Source organism: Proteus sp. HMSC14B05, assembly GCF_001808035.1.
Classification (GTDB): domain Bacteria; phylum Pseudomonadota; class Gammaproteobacteria; order Enterobacterales; family Enterobacteriaceae; genus Proteus; species Proteus mirabilis.
The window spans coordinates 102,719-125,677 of record NZ_KV791979.1; the positions used below are offsets into that span (position 1 = coordinate 102,719).

At 38.2% G+C, this 22,959-nt stretch carries 19 protein-coding genes and 2 tRNA genes (1 of these 21 running past the window's edge); 14 read left to right on the forward strand and 7 right to left on the reverse strand.

The annotated features are described in order from the left end of the window. The 5 genes from HMPREF3129_RS04655 to HMPREF3129_RS04675 all read left to right on the forward strand — a co-directional run. Positions 1 to 26: transfer RNA gene (locus tag HMPREF3129_RS04655), tRNA-Ser, on the forward strand; it begins 45 nt to the left of the window's first position. A gap of 236 nt (positions 27 to 262) precedes the next feature. Then, positions 263 to 338, forward strand: a tRNA-Asn gene (locus HMPREF3129_RS04660). Between the two features lie 186 nt (positions 339 to 524). Next, a complete protein-coding gene (gene pyrC / locus HMPREF3129_RS04665) occupies positions 525 to 1,577 on the forward strand; it encodes a dihydroorotase (protein WP_036895236.1) in 1,053 nt (350 codons plus the stop codon). Positions 1,578 to 1,789: 212 nt separating this feature from the next. Continuing rightward, positions 1,790 to 2,044, forward strand: coding sequence for a biofilm formation regulator BssS (bssS, locus tag HMPREF3129_RS04670; protein WP_004248355.1), 255 nt, complete (start codon positions 1,790 to 1,792; stop codon positions 2,042 to 2,044). A gap of 313 nt (positions 2,045 to 2,357) precedes the next feature. Further along, positions 2,358 to 2,960 (forward strand): response regulator transcription factor, encoded by a 603-nt coding sequence (locus HMPREF3129_RS04675; RefSeq protein WP_004243578.1) that lies wholly within the window; start codon positions 2,358 to 2,360, stop codon positions 2,958 to 2,960. A gap of 339 nt (positions 2,961 to 3,299) precedes the next feature. Here HMPREF3129_RS04675 and ttrA read toward each other — a convergent pair whose 3' ends face one another. The 3 genes from ttrA to ttrB are packed head-to-tail and all read right to left on the reverse strand — an operon-like array spanning position 3,300 to position 8,141. Beyond that, positions 3,300 to 6,383, reverse strand: coding sequence for a tetrathionate reductase subunit TtrA (gene ttrA / locus HMPREF3129_RS04680; protein WP_036918565.1), 3,084 nt, complete (start codon positions 6,381 to 6,383; stop codon positions 3,300 to 3,302). Then, the gene (gene ttrC / locus HMPREF3129_RS04685; protein ID WP_004243580.1) at positions 6,376 to 7,404 is read right to left on the reverse strand and encodes a tetrathionate reductase subunit TtrC; all 1,029 of its coding nucleotides are present in this window, start codon (positions 7,402 to 7,404) and stop codon (positions 6,376 to 6,378) included. The genes ttrA and ttrC overlap by 8 nt, the downstream gene beginning before the upstream one ends. Next, on the reverse strand, positions 7,401 to 8,141 hold the full coding sequence (ttrB, locus tag HMPREF3129_RS04690; protein WP_004243581.1) for a tetrathionate reductase subunit TtrB: 741 nt from the start codon (positions 8,139 to 8,141) through the stop codon (positions 7,401 to 7,403). Before ttrB ends, ttrC begins: the two co-directional genes overlap by 4 nt. A 163-nt stretch (positions 8,142 to 8,304) precedes the next feature. On the opposite strand from ttrB, the gene ttrS reads away from it, so the two are divergent. The 7 genes from ttrS (at position 8,305) to HMPREF3129_RS04725 (ending at position 16,616) form a co-directional block, all read left to right on the forward strand. Further along, a complete protein-coding gene (gene ttrS, locus HMPREF3129_RS04695; RefSeq protein ID WP_036918567.1) occupies positions 8,305 to 10,068 on the forward strand; it encodes a tetrathionate respiration histidine kinase TtrS in 1,764 nt (587 codons plus the stop codon). Positions 10,069 to 10,078: 10 nt separating this feature from the next. After that, positions 10,079 to 10,681 carry a tetrathionate respiration response regulator TtrR gene (gene ttrR / locus HMPREF3129_RS04700; RefSeq protein WP_004243584.1) on the forward strand — a complete coding sequence of 201 codons (603 nt, stop codon included), beginning with the start codon at positions 10,079 to 10,081 and terminating at the stop codon, positions 10,679 to 10,681. A gap of 74 nt (positions 10,682 to 10,755) precedes the next feature. Next, positions 10,756 to 11,697 carry a Kdo(2)-lipid IV(A) acyltransferase gene (locus tag HMPREF3129_RS04705; protein WP_004243585.1) on the forward strand — a complete coding sequence of 314 codons (942 nt, stop codon included), beginning with the start codon at positions 10,756 to 10,758 and terminating at the stop codon, positions 11,695 to 11,697. A 284-nt stretch (positions 11,698 to 11,981) separates the two neighbouring features. Then, on the forward strand, positions 11,982 to 13,190 hold the full coding sequence (gene mdtG / locus HMPREF3129_RS04710; protein ID WP_004243586.1) for a multidrug efflux MFS transporter MdtG: 1,209 nt from the start codon (positions 11,982 to 11,984) through the stop codon (positions 13,188 to 13,190). A 420-nt stretch (positions 13,191 to 13,610) separates the two neighbouring features. Further along, positions 13,611 to 15,146, forward strand: coding sequence for a peptide MFS transporter (locus HMPREF3129_RS04715; RefSeq protein ID WP_004250754.1), 1,536 nt, complete (start codon positions 13,611 to 13,613; stop codon positions 15,144 to 15,146). A 167-nt stretch (positions 15,147 to 15,313) separates the two neighbouring features. Continuing rightward, complete coding sequence (locus tag HMPREF3129_RS04720) at positions 15,314 to 16,093, forward strand: PhzF family phenazine biosynthesis protein (protein WP_004250752.1); 780 nt, start codon at positions 15,314 to 15,316, stop codon at positions 16,091 to 16,093. A 100-nt stretch (positions 16,094 to 16,193) separates the two neighbouring features. Continuing rightward, positions 16,194 to 16,616, forward strand: coding sequence for an acyl-CoA thioesterase (locus HMPREF3129_RS04725; RefSeq protein ID WP_004243592.1), 423 nt, complete (start codon positions 16,194 to 16,196; stop codon positions 16,614 to 16,616). 229 nt (positions 16,617 to 16,845) lie between these two features. Here the strand turns inward: HMPREF3129_RS04725 and HMPREF3129_RS04730 are convergent, their stop codons facing one another. The 4 genes from HMPREF3129_RS04730 to HMPREF3129_RS04745 all read right to left on the reverse strand — a co-directional run bounded on the left by HMPREF3129_RS04730 (position 16,846) and on the right by HMPREF3129_RS04745 (position 19,850). After that, on the reverse strand, positions 16,846 to 17,163 hold the full coding sequence (locus HMPREF3129_RS04730; protein WP_004243593.1) for a hypothetical protein: 318 nt from the start codon (positions 17,161 to 17,163) through the stop codon (positions 16,846 to 16,848). A gap of 153 nt (positions 17,164 to 17,316) precedes the next feature. After that, a complete protein-coding gene (locus HMPREF3129_RS04735; protein ID WP_036918570.1) occupies positions 17,317 to 17,955 on the reverse strand; it encodes a CatB-related O-acetyltransferase in 639 nt (212 codons plus the stop codon). A 268-nt stretch (positions 17,956 to 18,223) separates the two neighbouring features. Then, entirely contained in the window at positions 18,224 to 19,315 is a 1,092-nt protein-coding gene (locus HMPREF3129_RS04740; RefSeq protein WP_004243595.1) for an NADH:flavin oxidoreductase/NADH oxidase, read from the reverse strand. Between the two features lie 268 nt (positions 19,316 to 19,583). Continuing rightward, a complete protein-coding gene (locus tag HMPREF3129_RS04745) occupies positions 19,584 to 19,850 on the reverse strand; it encodes a DUF2798 domain-containing protein (RefSeq protein WP_012368076.1) in 267 nt (88 codons plus the stop codon). Between the two features lie 982 nt (positions 19,851 to 20,832). Between HMPREF3129_RS04745 and HMPREF3129_RS04750 the strand changes: the two genes are divergently transcribed. Next, entirely contained in the window at positions 20,833 to 21,498 is a 666-nt protein-coding gene (locus HMPREF3129_RS04750) for a response regulator (RefSeq protein WP_070486841.1), read from the forward strand. After that, positions 21,499 to 22,902, forward strand: coding sequence for an ATP-binding protein (locus tag HMPREF3129_RS04755; RefSeq protein ID WP_070486843.1), 1,404 nt, complete (start codon positions 21,499 to 21,501; stop codon positions 22,900 to 22,902). It begins immediately after the preceding gene. Positions 22,903 to 22,959: the final 57 nt, after the last annotated feature.

The window sequence follows — 22,959 nt, forward strand, 5'->3', positions numbered from 1 at the left end:
TGGTTCGAGTCCAGTTGGAGGAGCCAAATTTAGAGAAGCCCGCTTTATGCGGGCTTTTTGCTTTTTAGCCGATAGCATCCCACACTGAGCATACTGAAAAATAAATTTTTCTCTGTTTCATCCTATAAATCCCGGCATCTTGTTCATTATTCGCTGATAATTGATGCAACTTGCTGTTTATCTATCCATTTAAACAAATATCTACGATTGGCCTTTGACATCTCAATTTTACCACTATATGATACACGCCACTTAATGATGTTCCTCCATAGTTCAGTCGGTAGAACGGCGGACTGTTAATCCGTATGTCACTGGTTCGAGTCCAGTTGGAGGAGCCATTTCTATTAGTATTACCCTCGTAACTATTTGATTTTATTCTCTGTTTTCCCTCACACACAATAAAAAAATACCATTAAAAGGTAGCTATTTAATCGTTTTCGTATTACTATTCATTTCCGGCTTGACTATCCAGTCCAATCCAATCGTTGATCTTTCGATTTTCCTAAGACACACGGAGCCGGTATATGACCACTGCACAACCTATCACCCTCACTATTCGCCGTCCTGATGATTGGCATGTTCACTTTCGTGATGATGACATGCTAAAAACCGTTGTTCCTTATACCAGTCGTTATTTTGGCAGAGCTATCGTAATGCCAAATCTTGTTCCCCCGATCACCACCATTGAAGCCGCCCGTCGTTATCGTGATCGCATAAAAGCAGCTATTCCTAGTGGCGATAAATTCGAACCATTAATGACCTGCTATTTAACGGATAGCACTCTGCCATCAGAAGTTGAACAAGGTTTTTTACAAGGCGTATTTACTGCTTGTAAACTTTATCCTGCCAATGCGACGACAAATTCTAGCCATGGTGTTTCCGATATCAATAAAATCTATCCTATTCTTAGTGTAATGGAAAAAATAGGTATGCCATTGCTTATTCATGGGGAAGTTACTGCATCAGATATCGATATTTTTGATAGAGAAGCTCGTTTTATTGATAACGTGATGGCTCCCGTTCGCAAACAATTTCCTGCCTTAAAAATTGTTTTTGAACATATCACCACCAAAGAAGCGGCACAGTATGTCTTAGAGGGAAATGAATTTCTTGGTGCAACTATTACACCACAACACTTAATGTTTAACCGTAATCATATGCTTGTCGGTGGTGTGAAACCGCATTTGTACTGTTTACCTATCCTTAAGCGTAATGTACACCAAGAGGCATTAAGGCAAGCCGTTGCATCAGGCCATTCGCGTTTCTTCTTAGGTACTGACTCCGCGCCTCATTTACAACATCGCAAAGAATCATCTTGTGGATGCGCTGGCGTGTTTAACGCCCCCACCGCTTTAGCAGCTTATGCTAGCGTATTTAAAGAGCTCAATGCCCTTTCTCACTTTGAAGCCTTCTGTTCACTCAATGGTCCACGTTTTTATGGTTTACCGGTTAATGAAGGCACTATTACCTTAACGGAAAAATCCGTTACTGCACCTGCAGAAATTATGAATGGTGATGAAGCATTAATCCCCTTCTTAGCAAATGAAGATATTCATTGGGATATTAGTGTCAATTAATCAATTAGTGACTTGATATCTTCTCTTTATGCACCATATAACCCCTTATCTGGGATAGTTATGGTGCATATTTTTTGCTATTCCTCGTTGTACTTTTCCATTTTTCATCAAAATTTAGCTTTTTTATTGCGCCAAATTTCGTATACTGGAAAGTAACCACTTAGTGGGGGCTTCTCTCTTAGTCAAAACCGGTTGTATGATTAGGAGGTATTATGAGTAGAAAAAATGAAGTTATTCAAACACATCCTGTTGTAGGCTGGGATATTAGCACTGTAGATATCTATGATGCGATGATGCTACGTTTACATTATCTTCCTGAAAACGAACACCATCCAGACAATGCAGTGGTTGATAAAACACTTTGGCTTACTACTGATGTAGCAAAACAGTTGATTTATATTCTTCAAGCAGGTATTGATAAAATTGAATCATCTGAAGATTTTGTATCAGACAACACCAAGCATTGATAAAAAGATAAGTTCGAGAAAAGCATTAAGACACCAAGCAGGAGTACTTTCGTACTCCTGTCTCGTTTTTATTGTTATAATCACCTTTCATTTTTATTTCGTTTATCTCTATTATCTATCCCTAACATTTTAATTTTTCATACTGTTTTTTTAATTAGTTATTATTATAAATTAATTTATATTTAATTAAGTTATTATAATTTTCTTTTTATTCGATATATCTTTCACAAAATGATATATAACCCGAATTGACATAAAACTATGTTATCTTTATTTTAATAACTTGAAAATAGATATCACAAGGAAGTTATTAGTGAAAATATTAATTATTGATGAGTGTTACTTTACTCGTAATGGTATTCGGCATTTCTTCTTAAAAAAAAATGTAAGGCATGAAATTATTGATATGTCTTCTATTGAAGAAGCTAATCATTATATTAATAACTCTATGCCTGATATTATTTTTATTGATCTCACTAAATATTGTCGTGAAGTGGCACATTGTCAGCACTTACAATATTTCTTTTCACTGACTCAAGAGTGTCGTTTATACCTCTATATTGATGCCAACTATCCAGACAAAGATAGACCTATCGCCTTGACAAATAACTGTTTTATCCTTGCTAAACGAGTACTACCTTGGGTATTAGAGAGAACATCAACATTAACTTCTCGTTGCCAAGTTTTTTTCCCCACTTATAAACATTCTCTTTGCTCAATATTTAGCATACAAGAACAAAAAATCATAAATTACTGGATGGGAGAGTTGCCTAACTATCAAATTGCCAAAAAATTAAAAATTAGCAATAGCACCGTTTATTCGCATAAAAGACATATTACTGAAAAAATAAATGTAAAAAATAGAATTGAACTCTTCTTTATATATAATATATTAAAATATATCTATGAGAAATAAATACAAACTTATCGTTTAATGATTGATATATTTTATGGAATGAAATTATGAAGCTAATAGTTTAATTAATTGGAGGAATAACAAATTCCTATTACTTAACATTGAACTCTATAATAGGATTATAAATATGGGTGAATATATCAAAAATTAAAAATATTTAATCACCTAAGAGCAATGTTTTATAACATAAAAAATCTTCTTCATATTCAATATGACACTAAACATATTAATAAGCACAATATGTCATAGAATGACTCACTTCACTCTTACAGCTATCCTAGAGTGAAGTGAGCACCAATAGAGTCATCAACAACAAAAAGACACTATTGCGACATACTATCAGGCGATACGCTCAATCTTTGCCGGTAATCCTTGACGTACAGAGGCACCAGAAACCCAATCTAACCAAGTATTCGTTATTTCTCGTGTTGGATCAGCAAAGCCTAAGTCGTTTAAGTTAATACCACTACCTATTGCTTTATCCATAGCTAATGGTTGCCCATCTAAATAGTGTTGACGTGAGCCTAGCTCTTTATGCCCATAACCATGTTCAATCGCTAACACTCCAGGCATAACCCCCTCTAATAAACTAATTTCAGCCTCAACCTCTCCACCAGGGGTCACTATGCGCACTTTATCACCATGCTTGATCCCCCATTTTTTACCATCTAGCGGATTAATCGCGACTAAATTGCTTGGTTTTACCATTCTTAAACGTTGGATCATGCCCGTTGAGCTACTTACCACATGAGATTTAAAGGACATCAGTTTTAATGGCCATTGCTCTTGTGGAAAATGTTGATGTATATCGCTACCGTCAGATAAACGCGGTGGATAATAAGTTGGGCAACCACTATATCGCTCACCGGTAATAGCATGATGATTCTTCGCTACATTTTCATTCCAGATCTGTAATGGTTTCTTCCATTGCGGGCCTGTCGCATCACCATTCCATGCTTTATCATAAGGAGCAAAACGCCCACCACGAGTATAAATATTCGCCACCCTTAGGACTTCTTCTTCTTTTAAAGTGGCAGTAATAGCAGGAAGAATACGATCGACACCACTTAATAAAATATCTTCATGGCTGGCAGGTGCTACAGGCTGTTCGCCCATAAAGGCAATATTAGCCGCTACACGCAGATAATAATCTTCAGCACTATTAATTGCGTGGAAATGCCCATCTTTATCTTCTAGCGCATTTTCACCAAAGCCGGGTAAGTCTAATGCTTTAGCAACCGCAATGCAGAAAGTTTCCATTGATATAGGTTGACCATCGGCTGTTTTCGCCACACGAGGCTCTACAATCGGCCAACGTGCCGTACTGGCTTTGACTTGTACACCAGACCACGGCGCACTAAATCCCCAACTTTCAAAGTTATGCGTATCAGGCACAATATAGTCCGCCAGTGCAGTGGTCTCATTCATAAAAGCATCGATACCAATAATCAATGGTAGATGCTGTGGATCTTTAAGACGCGCTTCCATAACTTGGCGAATACCTGCAATACCGTATAGCGGGTTCGTCATATTGGTTATCCATGCTTTTAATGAATAAGGATAACCCGCTAATGCCGATCCCAGTTGCTCTGTTAATTGCCCTGCGGCAAACGGATACCACGGTGCTTTAGCAGGATAAGGTGACTCCCCTTTCGCGATCCGTTCACGATATTCATCAGATTGTTCATAGGCCGCTTTACTGCGCGATAGCACCATTCCTTTAGGCTTAATTTTGCCTTTAAAGCTATCCATGTTGTAACGAGGGCCATCTATCGCACCATTAAATTTACCTCCACCGACAGATACTCCCCCTTTCAGGTTTAGATTTCCAATTAAAGCGTTTAGCATGATGACACTCCACGCCGTATAGAAACCATTTCCCCCCATCATGCCACCATGTGAGATAACCGCAGCTTTTCGTCCGTAGTCAGTAAATTCACGCGCTAAGGCAACAATAGTGCTTTCAGGTACTTTACAACGTTCACTATACTCCGCCAATGACATGCGACTTGCAGCTTCAGTTAATAATTGGAAACTTGATTTTACTGTAACCTCAATACCTGTTTTTAATGTCACTTTTTGAGTAACAAAAAGCTGTGCTCTGTCTATTTGCGTCGCTGCTGTAAGCTGTCCATTAAGGGCTATAACCATATTTTGCGCTTCGCCATCATCGGCAATATCCTCAAGATGCGCGGCGGTTAACATCTGCCCTGACAGTGGATGATTTTCATCACTAATGACTAAATGTGTCGCATTAGTCCAGCTTCGCTCTCCAACATTATTCATCGACACTTCACTGGGCACCGATAAATACTCAGCATTATAGCGTTTGTTTTCAATGATCCAGCGGATCATACCCATCACTAAAGCAGCATCTGTTCCCGGTTGCACGGGTACCCAATGGCCATGATCATTAGCTAACGTGGTGGTTAATGGCAAAGCAGGTGCCACAACCACATAGTTAAATGAGCCACGAATACGCGCATTCGCTAATTGGCGACCTTGGCGTTTAAATGGATTACCTGATTGCGCAGGTGAGGTACCTAAAAATAGTGCAAATTCAACATGATCCCAATCAGGCTTCACATGAGCGTTTTTATCCAGATCATTCATTAATGCACCGGAGCCGGCACGATACGCTAATCCACAATAAGAGCCATGAGCCCCAAAATTTTTACTACCAAAGGCATTTTGAGCAAAGCGACGAATAAAACTATCTCGGCCATCATCCCCAGCATTAGTAACTAATAACTGATTTGCTTTAGGTCCTAGGGCTGGCTGTTTAGGATCAATGGGTGTTGCTAAATCGCGGATAGCACGTAAGCCATCAACATGCCCTTCACCAAATAAATCGCCCCCCTCAACCACTTCTTTGATCAGTTGCTCAAAGCTAATTCGTTGCCATTTCCCCTCACCTCGTTTACCCACTCGTTTCATGGGTTCAAGAATACGAGTAGGACTATCGAGGCTTTCCATCATCGTCGCACCACGAGCACAAGCCGTAGAGCGGTTAGCTAAACCACTTTCGCCCCCCATTTTTTCAAAGGCTTCTTTTATTGGCATGTTATAACCAAAATGGATATCCTGAGATAATGGGTGATAAGGATTTCCTGCAATACGTAATACTTGATTATTGTTACGATCGACTCTCGCACGCACACCGCACTGAGTCCAGCAGCCAAAGCACTGAGTCATACAAACAGCTTGATTGGTATTAGGTTGCCAATTCGCTTTCGCCGTGATTTTACCTTCTGGTAATAAAGAGTTACCGTTGATCCTATCCAAAGTAACCTTACCAGATGTCCCATCAACGAGACCGTCGACAGCACGCTTAGCAACATCGCGATAACTGGCAGCAAATGCGGCAATACCACCGATAACCAATCCACCTTTAAGCCATTGACGTCTTGTAAACTTAGCCATGCTGTACTCTCCTGACAACCCAACGAATACTTTCTCTGAATATAATGGTTAACGCTATCCAAAGCCCAAATGTTCCAACAATCGCTAATAATCCATCATTACCCAGCGGGAACTGATAAGGATTGGTAATAATGTTATATTTGGGAATATATTGGCTTCCCATTAACATTAGCCAACGTAATACCCACGCCAATCCCATTGAAATAAAAGCCATTACGGTAATAAATGCCACTGAGCGTGCCTGTTTTGCCATTAATCCGCCCATAGCAACAGACACTATCCATAAGGCAATAACCCCTATCGCACTCCACCAGCCTAAACTTCCTATTGCCAATTGTTGCCTAATGGCTTGTCCTGAAATAGTATCCCCCGCAATCCAAAAACCTGTACATACAGCAAGTAACATTAAAGATCCGATAAACCACATAGCCAGTTCACGCTGATACACAGGCTCTCGTCGCGTACCTAATGCTAATAGCGTAGGCAATACTTGCATGGCACTAAAAAACAGTAATATCGGCAGCCAGTAGGTATAAAGCACCGGTCTTGCTTTTAAAATAGAAGCTTCACGGCCGGTATAGAGCAATAAACCTATCGAGGTTAAGGCGCAAGCTAAAGCAACCCAACGCGTTAACTTATATTCACGTTTCCACACTAAACGCACGACCATGGCAATAAAGTACAAAATACTAAATGCAGAGAAGAGTGGCAGTAATAGTGATCCCCATGCCATCCACGACCAAGGAGTTGGATAAGCATAAAAATGCCAAACACGTGCGGTTTGATGGAGATCAGCGGTTAATGCTAAAGGGGCGGTGATCCCCGCCGTAACAGCAATAAAAACCGCAACAGCTTCTAAACGAGGATTACCTGTACGCCCTTTCCAACATTGCCAACATGCATAAAGTGTTGCGCAACACGCAATGCCGATAAAAAAGAAATATTGCACTGCCCAAGGTAACCAAAAGTATTCTTGGGGGATCGCTATCACTTCTTGAATTTGCGAAACGGATGAAATCATGAGTGAACCTCCTGCCATAATGCGGGTTGCCCTTGTCCAACTAATGGCTGCACAAATGCATCATCTAAACCAAGATAAAAAACTTGTGGCAAGGTGCCACTTTCTGGTTTAAGTACTTTTAATTCATGTTCATGCTCGCGGATCATTTTACTTATTGTGCTGTGTGGATCTTTCATATCACCGATAATACGAGCGCCCCCCACACAAGATTCAACACAGGCAGGTAATAACCCAACTTCTAGGCGATGAGCACAAAAAGTACATTTATCGGCTGTCTGAGTGGAATGGTTGATAAAACGGGCATCATAAGGACATGCTTGCACACAATAAGCACAGCCTACACAACGTTCATTATCAATCACGACGATCCCGTCTTTGCGTTGAAATGTTGCTTGAACAGGGCAAACAGGTACACACGGAGGCTCGTCACAATGGTTACATAATCTAGGGAGTAAGACGTTCGTTATTCCCTCTTGCCCCTTGATAGCAACTTGATATTGGTTTACTGTCGTCCTAAATTGTCCTTGTGGCGTTTGGTTTTCAATCGTACAGCTCACTGTACAAGATTGACACCCAACACAACGACGCAGATCGATCAGCATGCCATAACGTTTATCCTCTGAGCCTTCACGGCGCTCTGGGGATAGTTTAATGCCTGCTTGAGAGAGAGGAACCAGTGAAGCACCTGCGGTAAGGACCCCTAATTGTTGTAAGAATTTTCGTTTACCAAGATCCATATTTGTCTCCAGTATCACTCAGTAAATACCTGCCACATTGAGCGAAGGGAATAGAAAATAAGTATTTATGGCATTGTAAAAATTACTGAGTCCTCCACCTATTGTGGTTTACCACATACTCGGTGCGAACTTGATCCAAAACAATATTTAACATTAGATAGTTATGACGATAAAACAGACAATTGGGATAAAAAAAATCGCTAGTTTGAGCTTATTACTGCTCTTTTTTCTACTCTCTTCTTCTGCGGTTGCCAAAGAGTGGACTATTGGTGTGTTAGCGTTGCGAGGCGACGCCTCAACACAAAGACATTGGCAACCGCTTATCGATACCTTAGATCAACAAATACCCACAGATAGCTTTCTGCTGTTACCACTTAACTTGTCAGAAATGAAGCAAGCAGTGGCAGACAAGAGAGTGGATTTTCTATTGACGAATCCAGCGCAATTTGTCCAGCTTGATAGTGCATATCCGCTACGTTGGTTACTCTCTTTACGCTCGGGTTATGAGCCGGATAACACAACAAGAAATGTGATTGGTAGCCTTATTTTGGTGCGCAAAGACAGCGCAATTACATCGATTCATGAATTAGTCGGAAAGCGTGTTGGCGCCATTGCACCAGATGCCTTTGGTGGATATCTGTTAGGTTACAAAGCACTGCGTGAAGAAGGGATTGATCCTGAACAGGATTTTACATTACGTTTTAGTGGTTTTCCGGCTGATGCGTTACTTTACTTATTACGTGATGGCGATATTAATGCAGCGATCATCCCAGTTTGTTTATTAGAAAATATGGATAACGAAGGTCTTATTAATAAAGAAGATTATCGTCCATTATTAAATTATTCTACCAATACTTCTTGTTTAACCAGTACTCCGCTCTATCCTAATTGGTCATTTGCTGCATTAGATACTGTTCCTGACACATTAGTGGATAAAGTGACACGAACATTACTCAATGATGAAAGCGACGCCATGAAATGGGGGGCACCCGCTTCTCATTCTCAAGTGGAAAATTTACTCCGAGAAGTCAACCAACACCCAAGGCAGCGACAACTTTGGCAAGATGCGAAAATTTGGGCTATCCAGCACCGTTTTATTATCGGATTATCATTGGGTGCCATTATCTTACTGGTTTTCAACCAAATCTGGATTAGTTATTTGGTCAGAAGACGTAGCCATCAATTAGAACAAGCGCATATCCATTTAAGAGAGCAAAAAGAGGCATTAGAACAAGCTCAGCGTTTAAATATTTTAGGTGAAATGGCGTCAGGCTTTGCTCATGAGCTTAATCAACCTCTTTCTGCGATCAAAAGTTATGCCCAAGGTAGTGCGATCCGCCTAGAAAAAGAGAACAAAAATCATCCATTACTCCCCGCGTTACGACAGATAGACCACCAAGCCCAACGTGGCGCAGATATTATTCGCAATCTACGTTTATGGGTAGGTAAGCAATCAGCAAATAGTGATACAGTGCCACTGTCAGAACAAAATATTGCCCAATGTATTGAACATATTTGGCGGTTATTACGTATTGATGAAAAATATCCACAAGTGACTCTGATCACTAAGATTGATAAACATGATACCCTATACTTACCTGAAACATTATTAGAGCAAATATTATCTAATTTGATCACCAATAGCCTACAGGCGGGTACTAAAGTGCTACAGATAAGCACCCATAAAGCGCCTGATAGGTTGTTAATTGTGATCAAAGATGATGCGGGAGGAATGAGCCATAGCCAGCTTGAACAACCTTTCTCCCCTTTTCAAACCACCAAAACAGAAGGTCTTGGTTTAGGTTTGGTGATTTGCCAACGCTTATTAAATTCACAAGGTGCTGATATTCACATAGAAAATCAAAAAGATAAGCAAAATAATGTTGGATTAAAAATCACCCTTATTTTCCCCAATAACAATAATTAGAGGAAGAAAAATGCCAACAATTCATCTGGTTGATGACGATCTCGCCGTCACCGATGCTTGCCAATTTCTATTAGAAAGCTTAGGTTATGCGGCGCAGGTTTGGAATGACAGCGAATATTTTCTCCATAATATTGACCTTTATCAGCAAGGGGTTGTGCTGTTAGACATGAGAATGCCTAAAGCAGATGGTAGACAAGTACATCAATATTTAATTGAAAAACACAGTACGCTAGCAGTGATTTTCTTAACGGGTCATGGTGATATTCCGATGGCGGTTGAAGAAATAAAAAAAGGTGCCATTGATTTTTTACAAAAACCCGTTGATAGCAATGCATTACTCTCTGCACTGAAATCCGCCTTTACTGAAACTGCAACACGCTTTACGGCTGATGATATCCGTCGCCGTTATGCCTCACTGACACCAAGAGAAAAAGATATTGCATATTATGTTATTCAAGGCCTAATGAATCGAGAAATTGCTGAAACTGCCTGTGTTTCTATCAGAACAGTTGAGGTACATCGAGCAAAAGTAATGGATAAAATGGCCGTTAAAAATATCGCAGAATTAGTTACCGCATTACAAGGAATTGATATTGTAGCGCCAAATTTATGACAAAATTTCTGATCTGCGGTAAAAAGTGTCACAATATAGAATATTCATTGGAAAAATAGTAAATAGATAGGCTTATGATAAAGTCACCTCCATTTAAAACATCATTTTTACAGCCCAAATATTGGCTGACATGGTTGGGGATAGGATTACTCTATCTTCTCGTTCTGCTCCCTTATCCCGTTATCTACTGGTTGGGTACACGGCTAGGTCGTTTATCTAAAGTCTTTTTAAAAAAACGTGTACAAATAGCAGAACGTAATCTTGAGCTATGTTTTCCTGACATGCCTAAAAATGAACGTGAAGCGTTAGTGAATAAAAACTTCGAGTCCGTAGGTATGGGGCTATTTGAAACAGGAATGGCTTGGTTTTGGCCTGATTGGCGTGTGAAACGTTGGTTTAAAATCAGTGGTAGAGAAAATATTCAAAAAGTACAAGAAACTGGCCAAGGTATTATTGTCGTTGGTATACACTTTTTAACTCTAGAGTTAGGTGCACGTATATTTGGCATGCTAAACCCCGGTATTGGTGTGTATCGCCCTAATGACAATCCAGTTATGGACTGGTTACAAACTTGGGGTCGTTTGCGTTCTAACAAATTTATGTTAGATAGAAAAGATGTCAAAGGTATGATCCGCAATTTAAAAGCTGGAGAGATCCTCTGGTATGCCCCTGACCACGATTACGGCCCACGAAAGAGTGTCTTTGCCCCACTTTTTGCCGTAGATAAAGCAGCGACAACAACAGGAACCTATATTCTAGTCAAAACCAGTCATCCGGCTCTGATCCCGTTTACACCAAAGCGCTTACCTGAAGCAAAAGGTTATGAACTGATTATTTCACCTGCCGTAGCTGATTTTCCCATCGATAGTGAAGAAAACACCGCTATCGCAATGAATAAAGTGGTCGAACAAGAAATTTTACGTGCTCCTGATCAATATATGTGGTTACACCGTCGTTTTAAAACCCGCCCACCTGGAGAAGCTTCTTTATATAATGAGATAAAGAAAGTACACTAGTCCCCATCAGTGACTGTTTTAATAAAAAAACAGTCACTGACAAACAGATTGACTCTCTTAACCAAGATTAAAATACAAGACTAAAATAATAAAATTAGCCATACTCACTACTATTATTTCCTGCAAATAAACACATTATAAAGCACTACCTATCGTTGTTATTTTGTATTATGGCGATATTCTTATTTAAGAATAGATAACCAACATTGAGATAAAAAAGACAACGCAAACACCATTATTCTCACTTTATGTGCTTCGTTTACATTCTTAGATAAAGGAGTGACATGAACCTAAAGCCCCGCAACAATTCTTGGAAACGAAATCTCTACATTGTCTGGTTTGGTTGTTTTTTAACGGGTGCCGGCTTTAGCTTGATTATGCCTTTTCTACCATTGTATGTAGAAGAGCTTGGCATTAAAGATCATGAGTCCTTAAACCTATGGACTGGTGTCGCTTTTAGTATTACTTTTCTCTTTTCTGCCATAGCGGCACCTTTTTGGGGAAAATTGTCAGATAGAAAAGGACGCAAATTAATGCTATTACGTTCTGCCTTAGGTATGGCGATCGTCATGGTACTCATTGGTTTTGCTCAAAATATTTGGCAACTGTTAATTTTACGCGCTTTATTAGGGGTATTAGGGGGTTTTGTGCCTAATGCTAATGCTCTTATCGCCACACAAGTGCCCGTTAAAAAAAGTGGTTGGGCATTAGGAACTCTTTCTACGGGTGCGGTAAGTGGCGCATTAATTGGGCCATTAATTGGTGGAATACTTGCCGATCTCTACGGTTTACGTCCGGTTTTCTTTATTACAGCCGCGGTTTTATTTATCTGTTTTATAGTGACCCTATTTTTTGTTAGCGAAAATTTTACCCCTGTTTCTAAAAAAGATGCATTATCCACCCAGCAAGTTTTTTCATCACTCAAAAATAAAAGATTAGTCATTTGCCTGTTTTTCACCACCATGATTATCCAAGTGGCAACAGGCTCTGTTACGCCTATTTTAACACTTTATATCCGTGATCTAGCCGGCTCTATCAGTAATCTTGCCTTTATTAGTGGTGTGATTGCATCTGTTCCCGGTATTGCCGCTTTAATTAGTGCCCCTCGTTTTGGTAAATTAGGTGATCGCATAGGCCCTGATAAGGTGCTTATTTTCACATTGGGTTTATCTATTTTTATGCTTATTCCGATGGCACTCGTCAGTAATTATTGGGAACTAGGCGCATTACGTTTTTTATTGGGTGCAGTAAACGCTGCCATGTTACCTGCGGTACAAACGCTTATTTTATACAATATTACGCCTGCAATTGCTGGTCGAATTTTCAGCTATAATCAAGCCTTACGAGATGTAGGAAATGTTACTGGACCGTTAATGGGCGCGTTTGTTGCGGCCAATTATGGATTTAGAGCTGTTTTTTATTTCACCGCTGCGGTGGTATTTTTTAATCTTATTTACTCATGGATAAGCTTTCGTACCCCGCAAAGAAAATAGTCAAAAAATCCACCAATAGATTTAGTTAATAGTTTTTTTTCAATAAAAAATTACACTTTCTCTCTTAAAGGTCTAATTGTTAATTTTTTTATTTTATTTTTCATAATTTATTGTTTAATAAGAAAAATATTTACACACTACGTTTACACCTCTTTACTTTTTCTTGTCCTTTTTTTTCAAAAAATTGCAAGGTTAACTATTGCAAAATGAGATTTTTATCGACTTTTGCACTAAAAAATGGTTTATAAAGTATTAAATATGCTTTTAGTCACTGAAGTTCACTAAAAGTGTGTTAAAAATATATTAATTAAATGTAGTAGCAATTGATAACAGAATGAAATAATTCTGTATTGCCTCCTACTGATATTTTGTTCTTTTTACTTGCAAACGACCTGCAAAGGTTTTTTTTGGGAATTTAAGATGCAATCTACTCACTCAAAATCAAGCCGAACCTTTTTTGGCCATCCATACCCTTTAAGCTCTCTGTTCTTCACAGAAATGTGGGAGAGATTTTCTTTCTACGGTATTCGCCCATTATTAATCCTATTTATGGCTGCAACCGTTTATGAAGGAGGTATGGATATTCCTCGAGAGCAGGCATCTGCTATTGTGGGAATTTTTGCTGGTGGTGTTTATTTAACATCATTGCCAGGAGGTTGGCTGGCTGATAATTGGTTGGGACAACGTCTTGCGGTTTGGTATGGCTCTATCTTTATTGCATTAGGGCACCTTTCTATCGCACTTTCAGCGTTTTGGTCTCAGAACCTATTTTTTATCGGCTTATTGCTTATCGTATTAGGTACAGGCCTATTTAAAACCTGTGTCACTGTTATGGTGGGAACCCTGTATAAAAAAGATGATACACGCCGCGATGGTGGTTTCTCCTTGTTTTATATGGGGATCAATATGGGCTCATTTATCGCACCACTGATCACCGGCTTCTTAGTCCGTGATTATGGCTGGCATTGGGGCTTTGGTATTGGTGGTATTGGTATGCTAGTTGCACTACTGATCTTCCGCTTTTATGCCGTACCGACAATGCGTCGCTTTGATAAAGAAGTTGGCTTAGATTCAAGTTGGGATCGCCCTACTGTTGTGCGTCGTAATGTCGGACAATGGGTATTAGCACTTGCTGTGATATTAATTGCCATTGTTGGTTTAATTATTTCAGGCACTATTCCATTTAATCCGGTTATTGTTGCCAATTTTATGGTTTATGTGATCTCCGGCAGTGTTATCGCCTATTTTATCTATTTATTCCTATTTGCAGGATTAAGTAGTAGTGACCGTTCTCGCCTGTTTGTTTGCTTCCTATTATTAGTTTCAGCGGCCCTGTTCTGGTCTGCATTCGAACAAAAACCAACCTCATTTAACTTATTTGCTAACGACTATACTGATCTAAATTTTATGGGCTTTGAGATCCCTGCGGTTTGGTTCCAGTCCGTCAATGCGCTATTTATTATTATTCTTGCCCCTGTATTTAGCTGGTTATGGCCAATGCTAGCACGCAACAATATGAATTTAAGTAGCATGAGCAAATTTGTGATTGGTATTTTATTCGCTGCAGGTGGCTTTACCGTCATGATGTACGCCTCTGAAAGCGTGCTTGCAACAGGCAGCGGTGTTTCACCATTATGGTTAATTTCCAGTATCTTATTGCTGACCCTAGGTGAATTATGTTTAAGCCCTATAGGACTTGCGACGATGACCATTTTAGCGCCAGCAAGAATGCGTGGACAGGTTATGGGCTTATGGTTCTGTGCGAGTGCATTAGGTAACTTAGCCGCAGGTTTAATGGGTGGAAATATTCGTCCTGATAAACTTGATGTTATGCCTGATTTCTTCTCTCACGTCTCTATAGCATTGGTTATTTGTGCCGTTGTTCTTGCAGCATTAATTATTCCTGTGCGTAAACTGTTACAAAGTGCAGATGATAAAGAGAATGCGCAAGCATAATTAGCCAGCCTCGCTCATAAAGCCATATCAAATATGATATGGCTTTCCCCTCTGTAAACAAATCTCCTACTCAATCCCCTACTTCTTATTTTTACTTCCAGCCACTTTTTATCACTGTTTTGCTCTGCTAAATTGTTTCTTCTTCCTCTTTCCGATTAAGGTACTTTATGAACACGCTTCCCATTTATTATGTTAACGCTTTTACTTCAACACCTTTTTCCGGAAATCCGGCTGCGGTTATTTTGTTAGATAAATGGCTACCCGATGACACACTACTTAAATTAGCCAATGAGATTGGTTTACCTGAAACGGCTTTTTTAGTTGCCAATCATATTCGCTGGTTTACGCCTAAAGTAGAAGTTCCCCTATGTGGACATGCGACTTTAGCCACGGCTTTTGTATTAAAAACGATTAACAAAGCACCTGCGACAAGCTTTAAATTCCATTCTCTGTCTGGGGAGCTCACGGTATCTTGTCACTCTTCAAGTTTTACTCTCGATTTTCCTCAAGTACCTGCATCATTAAATCCAACTATAAAACCATCATTAGAAGCGGCACTAAACATAGATATTGAAGAAGTTTGGCAATCTCACGACAGATATACCTGCTTTGTGGCTGATCCTAACAAGGTTATTGATTATCAACCTGACTTTAATGCTATAACACAACTACCACTTCCCGGTGTAATATTGACGGCGAAAGGTTATGCGCCTTTTGATTTTATTTCACGCTTTTTTGCACCACGTAAAGGGGTTAATGAAGATCCAGTAACTGGCACTTCACATTGTGTATTAGCACCAATTTGGGCAAAAAAATTAAACAAAGATAAATTAAATGCCAGACAAGTTTCCGCGAGGGGAGGCAATATACAGTGTGAACTCAAACAAGAGCGCTTATTGCTTACGGGTGATGCTGTACTATTTTTAACCGGTGAAATAACCTTTTAAAATTAAAGAGGAATATCATCTATTCCTCTCCTTTGCTTTCATTTTTCTCTATTTTATACTTTAGGAACATCCCTACTGTATAGAAAGATAAGGTTTTATTATGTCCACAACGGATTTATCTCTAGAGTTGCAAGATAAAATTAAACACTCAATCACCCGCGTCTCTAAAGTTATTTTTCCAACCACCACCAATCATCACTCCACACTCTTTGGCGGAACGGCATTAGCATGGATGGATGAAGTCTCTTTTATTACCGCTACGCGCTTTTGCCGTAAACGTTTAGTGACAGTTTCTACAGAGAAAATTAATTTTAATCACCCTATTCCCTCTGGCACCATTATTGAATTAGTTGGTGAGGTAATACGTGTCGGGCGTACCAGTCTAACGGTAAATGTTTCTATTTTTCTCGAAGATATGTATGCCGAAGGGCGAGAAGAAGTGATCCACGGCCAATTTAATTTTGTTGCCGTTGATGAGCATGGTAAGCCAACCCCTTTATTCGATAAACCATCGCTTTTATAACCGCTAATCTGTCGTTTTATTCTTCAAATTAAAAACGACAGATTTTATTATGCTGTGGGTTAATTAATATCGTCCGATTTTATTTGATCAGATAAATCTTTGTGGATACTTTTCAATCACATGAAAATATCAAATAAAATCAATGGGTAAATTGATTACTCACATGTAAAGCAAGAGTTATCCACAGTTAATGTGGATAACAAGAAAGACGTTGCAACAACTTTAGCCGTTAAATAACACAAATTTTTATCACTTCAAATTCAATTTGGCATACAGTCAACTTTGCCCCCGTGATTGCACTTTCAGCCATCACTATCTCTGTTGATGATTGATAACGGCGACACACCTCTAGAGCTAATTCAATACTGGGCTCAATTAATAAAATAGCGCCGATATTTTCAACCGTCGTCGGAAAATCACTCTCTGAGGAGATGGTATAGAGTAAAGATTGCTGATCTTGGGCAATTTGTTGCGCTTTATCTGTTGCGGCTTGATTAACTCTTTGTTGTTTAGCGGAGTCACCGCCACCAGAATGCAGATAGATCATCGTTTCCTCATAAAAATATCAATAATAATTAATTTTTGCTATGTAAACACCCCATCAATATCTGTCGATATAAAGGCCGTTTATATGTAATTAGATAACACAATGATAATCAACAAAAAGCCTTTAATAACAATATTATTAAAGGCTTTAGTTCTATTTCATATCTTGGTTATATTGCGTATGAGCAGTTAACAGCTTATCAATTGAAGCTTGGCATAAATAAGGTTTTAATGCGGCAAACTTTTTCTCTGGCCAACTATAAATATTTAAAGATAAAAGTTGTTCTATCACTTTTGGTTCAAAGCGGTATTTAACATGCTTAGCCGGTATTCCACCAACGATACTATAAGGAGCGACATCTTTTGTCACTACACTATTTGCTGCGATAATAGCCCCTTCACCAATAGTAACGCCAGGCATAATCATTGCCCGCATACCTATCCATACACCATCGTGAATATAAGTATCACCTTTACCAATATAGGCTTCTTTAATATTGTCTAAAAATGGATAAAGAGAAAACCAATCCATACGATGAGTATGATTGCCCCCCATCAAAATAACCGCTTCAGCACCAATACAAACATAGTCACCGATATATAATTTATCGATTTCCCATAAAGGTTCCCACTGAAGGCTAAATTCATCGCCATAAAGGTAACGCACTACAGATGCTTCAAAGCCATTATCCCAACAATCACTGTAATAGCTATGCTGACCTTTAATAATAATATTCTTATTTTTTACTGTTTCGTGTAAATATTCGACACGTGACCAATGTTTCGTGTTCATACTATGACTCGCTATAAATTAATGAGCCATCAAAGAATGCTGTATTCTTTAATGATGTGTCCGCATTCCAAAACACATCATGACTAAGCAATCCGTGGTTGTAACAATAACGGATTTTGAACCTTATCCATTCCTTACACTCCTTCACCATTATTATGAATATCTATAATAATGTGACATAGAAAAACCACAAAGTTGCAACTTGTTAACTATTTTTCCAGCAACTCTGTGGTTTTAAAAATACATTATCTTCTAGCTATCAACTATGCTATTTAAAAAATTCTTTACTACCATGAGGTGCACAACGTAAATATTGCGGAGCAACTTTAATGGTCTGCTTTAACTTTTCAGCCGCATGCCAAGGCCAACGAGGATCATAAAGTATTCCTCTACCTAATGCGATAAAATCAGCTTGTTCAGTCAGTAAAATAGCTTCTGCTTGCTCTGGCTCTGTAATTAACCCAACCGCAATCACGGGTAATTGCGTTTCATTATAGATGGCTTGAGCAAAAGGAACCTGATAATTAGGTCCTAGCTTGATGGCTTGTTTGTCTGATAAGCCACCGGAAGAAACATGAATATAGTGGCAACCGAGATCTTCAAGATGTTGAGTTAATGCGATAGAACTTTCCAGATCCCATCCTCCCTCAACCCAATCAGTCGCCGATATTCTTACTCCCACACACATTTTGTCAGAGACTGCTTTTTTAACTGCAGTAAAAACATCAATTAACAAGCGGCTACGATTATTAAAATCACCGCCATACTGATCGGTGCGATGGTTTGATAATGGTGATAAGAATTCATGCAGTAAATAACCATGAGCACCATGTATCTCAATAACATCAATGCCTGCTGACTCAGCTCTTTTAGCTGCTTCAACAAATGCGTTTTTTATCTTTTCAATCTCATCAATTGTTAATGCTTGAGGCTGATGATATTGACCAAAAGCAATACTAGAAGGTGCTACTTTTTGCCAGCCATTCTCATCATCAGGAGCCAATGATTTTCCACCTTCCCATGGCAACGATGTTGATGCTTTTCGCCCCGCATGAGCCAACTGTATACCTATTTTAGCATTAGTATGCTGTTTTATATCGCTAATAAGCTGTTTTAATGCGCGACCATGTTCCTCAGACCATAATCCGAGATCTTTATAGCTAATTCTACCTCGAGGCTCTACCGCCGTCGCTTCTATAATCACTAAAGCGGCACCTGATAATGCTAATTGCCCATAGTGCATTGTATGCCAAGATGTGGGTATTCCATCTTGCGCAGAATATTGGCACATTGGTGCAACAATAATACGGTTGTCTAATTGATGAGGTCCTAATTTATTAGGCGTAAATAACAAACTCATGCAAAGCCTCCTGCTATATAAGCAATGAGACAAAAATCATTTTTATCTTATTGTTACGATTAAAAATAATTATTTGCCCTCTATCTGGTTTTAAATGAACCATCACTATAACTTAATAAGGCTAACGCATTAAATGACATAACGCGATAACCTATCTCACAGAGTACTAAGAAAAACAGACTTCAATGGCTGATCCTAATACAACATCTAATAAAATAGCGGTATTAGATGCCATATTAGGTTATAACGCATTATAGGATATGAAATATTAATGTGGTTTTACTAATAAGAGTGATAGCTTTCTTGCAAAGGGTAAAACGAATAAAACGGTTGGAAACGCAATCATCCAAGATACCCCCCATGAAGAGAACCAAGGTGCAAACATAAGGCTATTTAAGCCCATTGTTTTTGCTGTACTAATAAAAGAAACAATGCCACACATCACAAAAGATAGGAAAAACGGAACCAGAAAAATCATGGCTCTTGGTGGCAATTTAGGTATACCCAAAATATTATTTTTATCTTGAAAAAACATAGAAAAGACCCCAATAAAAACGTGTACTACGGCATATAACCGCCAATACAACAGGCGAATACCCATAAAGGTAAAAAAATTAAGTTATATGCGTTGATTAACGTAAACGCTTACGAGTCTTGTAGACTAGACCGATGCTAGTATATAAATGAAAGTATTTTTGTCAAGTAAACTATTATCATTATCATTTGATAAAAACAATAGAATTCATGAATAACTTAAGTGAATCTTTATCTTTCAACAGAACTACACCAAGGGTATAACATTATTACTCATATTTTGAGTTAATTTTTACCCAATACATTTTATCGGTGAAATGCTCCCTGAGGAGGGGAGCATTTCTGACACAGAACGATTTAATTAATATTAAAAGTGAACATCTAATTGCATATTAATTCCTTTTAATAACAGTGTTTATTCCAATTAAATTGCAAAATTTTATTTAGAATATTGAAATGTATAGGGTAAATAAATTAATTAACTCTGATACAACACACTTATCTTACTATATTGTTTTTTATCTAATAGTAAGAAAAGATCGCCTCTTATCTCATATTCAATATGATAAAATCATATTTTAGATATTATCCATTTTCATACAACATATTTATTATCTGCTCATTTATAATTAATGCCTTTATTTTCTATTATTAATAGAATTAATATTATCAATTTACGTTAATGCATTACTTTCTATGAGTTAACTCTTTGGTTATATTGAAATTTAAAACAATACAGTTCAGCAATAAATGTCATCATCATCATAAAAGCAAGTATTTATTTATCACCTCTACAAAAGATTTATGTAGAAAGTGATTATTTTATTACTTAAGCACCTTACTTTCAGTAAAAATACATATTTAATAATATATTATCTAATATTAAGAGTTGATTAATCACACTTAGCTTTATCTTTTATTATATTGCTCAAACTTTATTTGCCTTTTATACTTTCTTAAAGCATATTTTTATAGGTGTTATTATGAATATTTTATTAGTTGAAGACGATCTGCAATTGGGAAAGGCGTTCTGTCGTGGTCTAGAAATTGCCGGTTTTCAGCCCTGCTGGGTAAGATTGCTTACGGATGCACGTGTTCAATTAAACCAAAAAGCCTTTGATTTAATGTTGCTTGATCTAGGTCTTCCTGATGGTGATGGTCAAGATGAACTTATCGCACTAAGAAAAAGTGGTGAAAAAATACCCATTATTATTTTGACTGCTCGTACTCAAATAGATAACTTAGTACAAACATTAGATTCAGGTGCTGACGATTTCTTACCAAAACCTTTTGCTATGCCTGAATTAATTTCTCGTGTAAAAGCCGTAAGTCGCCGTATGGCCGGTTTCTCTTCACAGATTTGGTCTATTGGTGATTTACAGCTTAATCCCTCGAATCATCAAGTCACTTTAAATGGTGAACTATTGTTATTATCAGGTAAAGAGTACCAGTTATTATATGAGCTGATGCGCAATACAGATAATGTAGTACGTAAATCTGATTTAGAACAACGCTTATTTGGCTTAGATGACAAAATTGAAAGTAACTCACTTGAAGTTCATATGCACAACTTACGCCGTAAAATAGGCAAAGAGCGTATTATTACGGTTCGCGGTATCGGTTATCTCTTAAAAAAAGAAGTGAACTAAATGAAGATCCGCTCTTTCTTTATTTATACTATCTTTCTACAAACGATATCTATCGTGATGCTATGGGGCGTTTGGTTAGCTTGGATAGAATTTGATTATCTTGCTGACTTTGAAACTATCTACAATAAGCAACAAGAAATTATTGCTGAAGGATTTGCCAATACACTCGAAACGGTTTCCTCTCAACCCGAGACAGTAAAACAGATAGCTCACCATTTACAAAACATGTATATCGATACCATGCTTAATGGTGAGGATGATGATTTACACTATTTACCTTGGTTTATTGTCTTAAATAAAGACAATGATCTGATTTATACCAATAGACCGGAACTTTCTCTGCCTAAACGGGTACTGTCGCTTGCCTCTGAAAAAATCTCTGTGGCTGGGGAGAAATGGTATTTATCTTATAGTTGGGGAAAACAACATAAAATTAAAGTTTTTATTGGTGAATCCGTCGAAGATAGAGGGCATGTCATTGGTAACCCTATTTCCGGTACTTTTGTGCCCTTCCTATTTATTTTAGCGACGGTGATCTTGGCTATCTTAATTACTGCTTATTTTAGTTTGCGCCCTTTAAGACAAGCCACAGAGCTGATTTCTAATCGAAAACCTCGTAATTTAACGCCAATTAATGTCGGACAACAATTTAAAGAGATCCACCCTATCTTTAAAGAGCTTAACCAATTAATGGCAAGAATAGATGCGGCTAATATTAGAGAAAAACAATTTATGGCTGATGCGGCTCATGAGCTAAGAACCCCGATTGCCGCAGTGATTGCCCAATTGCACATTCTCTCTTTAGTCGATGAAAAGCAGGAGCGAGAAGAAATTATTGAAGATATGAAACAATCTCTGGATAGAGCCGCCGCACTTTCCCACCAGCTTATTGATTTAGCAAGACTAGAGTGTGACGATTTCCCTATAAAAATAGAATCCTTTGATGTTTATAATATTATTGGTAATGCTATTGCTCAGCGCGTGCCCTATGCCTTAACAAAAAATATTGAGCTATCTTTAAATGAAGGTATGTCACTTAAAATAGAAACAGATAAACAAGCACTACTGTCTATTTTTAATAACTTATTGGATAATGCAATCAAATATTGCCCCAATAATAGTCAAGTCGAAGTGACTATTGAACATAAAGATACCCATCATCTCAATATTATTCTGCGTGATAATGGACCAGGAATTGCACCAGAGTATATTAGCTCACTATTTTCCCGTTTTTATCGTGTTCCAGGATCACAAGGGACGGGCAGTGGTTTAGGCTTATCTATTGCACAAAATCTCGCTGAAAAAATTCAAGCAACTATTTCCATTACTGAAGGGCTACACAATAAAGGTATTGGTTTTATTATTACCTTACCGTTAAAAATTAAACCACTAGATAATGAGTAAATATAATTATAGGAGGCCTTTGCCTCCTATAATTTTAGTTAAAACTATTAGTTATGC

Excerpts from the sequence above, each read along its gene's own strand:
- mdtG (WP_004243586.1), top strand. The coding sequence starts at position 11,982 with ATGAACCTAAAGCCCCGCAACAATTCTTGGAAACGAAATCTCTACATT.
- ttrC (WP_004243580.1), bottom strand. The coding sequence starts at position 7,404 with ATGATTTCATCCGTTTCGCAAATTCAAGAAGTGATAGCGATCCCCCAA.
- HMPREF3129_RS04725 (WP_004243592.1), top strand. The coding sequence starts at position 16,194 with ATGTCCACAACGGATTTATCTCTAGAGTTGCAAGATAAAATTAAACAC.
- HMPREF3129_RS04740 (WP_004243595.1), bottom strand. The coding sequence starts at position 19,315 with ATGAGTTTGTTATTTACGCCTAATAAATTAGGACCTCATCAATTAGAC.
- ttrB (WP_004243581.1), bottom strand. The coding sequence starts at position 8,141 with ATGGATCTTGGTAAACGAAAATTCTTACAACAATTAGGGGTCCTTACC.
- HMPREF3129_RS04730 (WP_004243593.1), bottom strand. The coding sequence starts at position 17,163 with ATGATCTATCTGCATTCTGGTGGCGGTGACTCCGCTAAACAACAAAGA.
- ttrS (WP_036918567.1), top strand. The coding sequence starts at position 8,305 with ATGACGATAAAACAGACAATTGGGATAAAAAAAATCGCTAGTTTGAGC.
- HMPREF3129_RS04715 (WP_004250754.1), top strand. The coding sequence starts at position 13,611 with ATGCAATCTACTCACTCAAAATCAAGCCGAACCTTTTTTGGCCATCCA.
- HMPREF3129_RS04735 (WP_036918570.1), bottom strand. The coding sequence starts at position 17,955 with ATGAACACGAAACATTGGTCACGTGTCGAATATTTACACGAAACAGTA.
- HMPREF3129_RS04750 (WP_070486841.1), top strand. The coding sequence starts at position 20,833 with ATGAATATTTTATTAGTTGAAGACGATCTGCAATTGGGAAAGGCGTTC.
- ttrA (WP_036918565.1), bottom strand. The coding sequence starts at position 6,383 with ATGGCTAAGTTTACAAGACGTCAATGGCTTAAAGGTGGATTGGTTATC.
- HMPREF3129_RS04705 (WP_004243585.1), top strand. The coding sequence starts at position 10,756 with ATGATAAAGTCACCTCCATTTAAAACATCATTTTTACAGCCCAAATAT.
- HMPREF3129_RS04720 (WP_004250752.1), top strand. The coding sequence starts at position 15,314 with ATGAACACGCTTCCCATTTATTATGTTAACGCTTTTACTTCAACACCT.
- HMPREF3129_RS04745 (WP_012368076.1), bottom strand. The coding sequence starts at position 19,850 with ATGTTTTTTCAAGATAAAAATAATATTTTGGGTATACCTAAATTGCCA.
- pyrC (WP_036895236.1), top strand. The coding sequence starts at position 525 with ATGACCACTGCACAACCTATCACCCTCACTATTCGCCGTCCTGATGAT.
- HMPREF3129_RS04755 (WP_070486843.1), top strand. The coding sequence starts at position 21,499 with ATGAAGATCCGCTCTTTCTTTATTTATACTATCTTTCTACAAACGATA.
- ttrR (WP_004243584.1), top strand. The coding sequence starts at position 10,079 with ATGCCAACAATTCATCTGGTTGATGACGATCTCGCCGTCACCGATGCT.
- bssS (WP_004248355.1), top strand. The coding sequence starts at position 1,790 with ATGAGTAGAAAAAATGAAGTTATTCAAACACATCCTGTTGTAGGCTGG.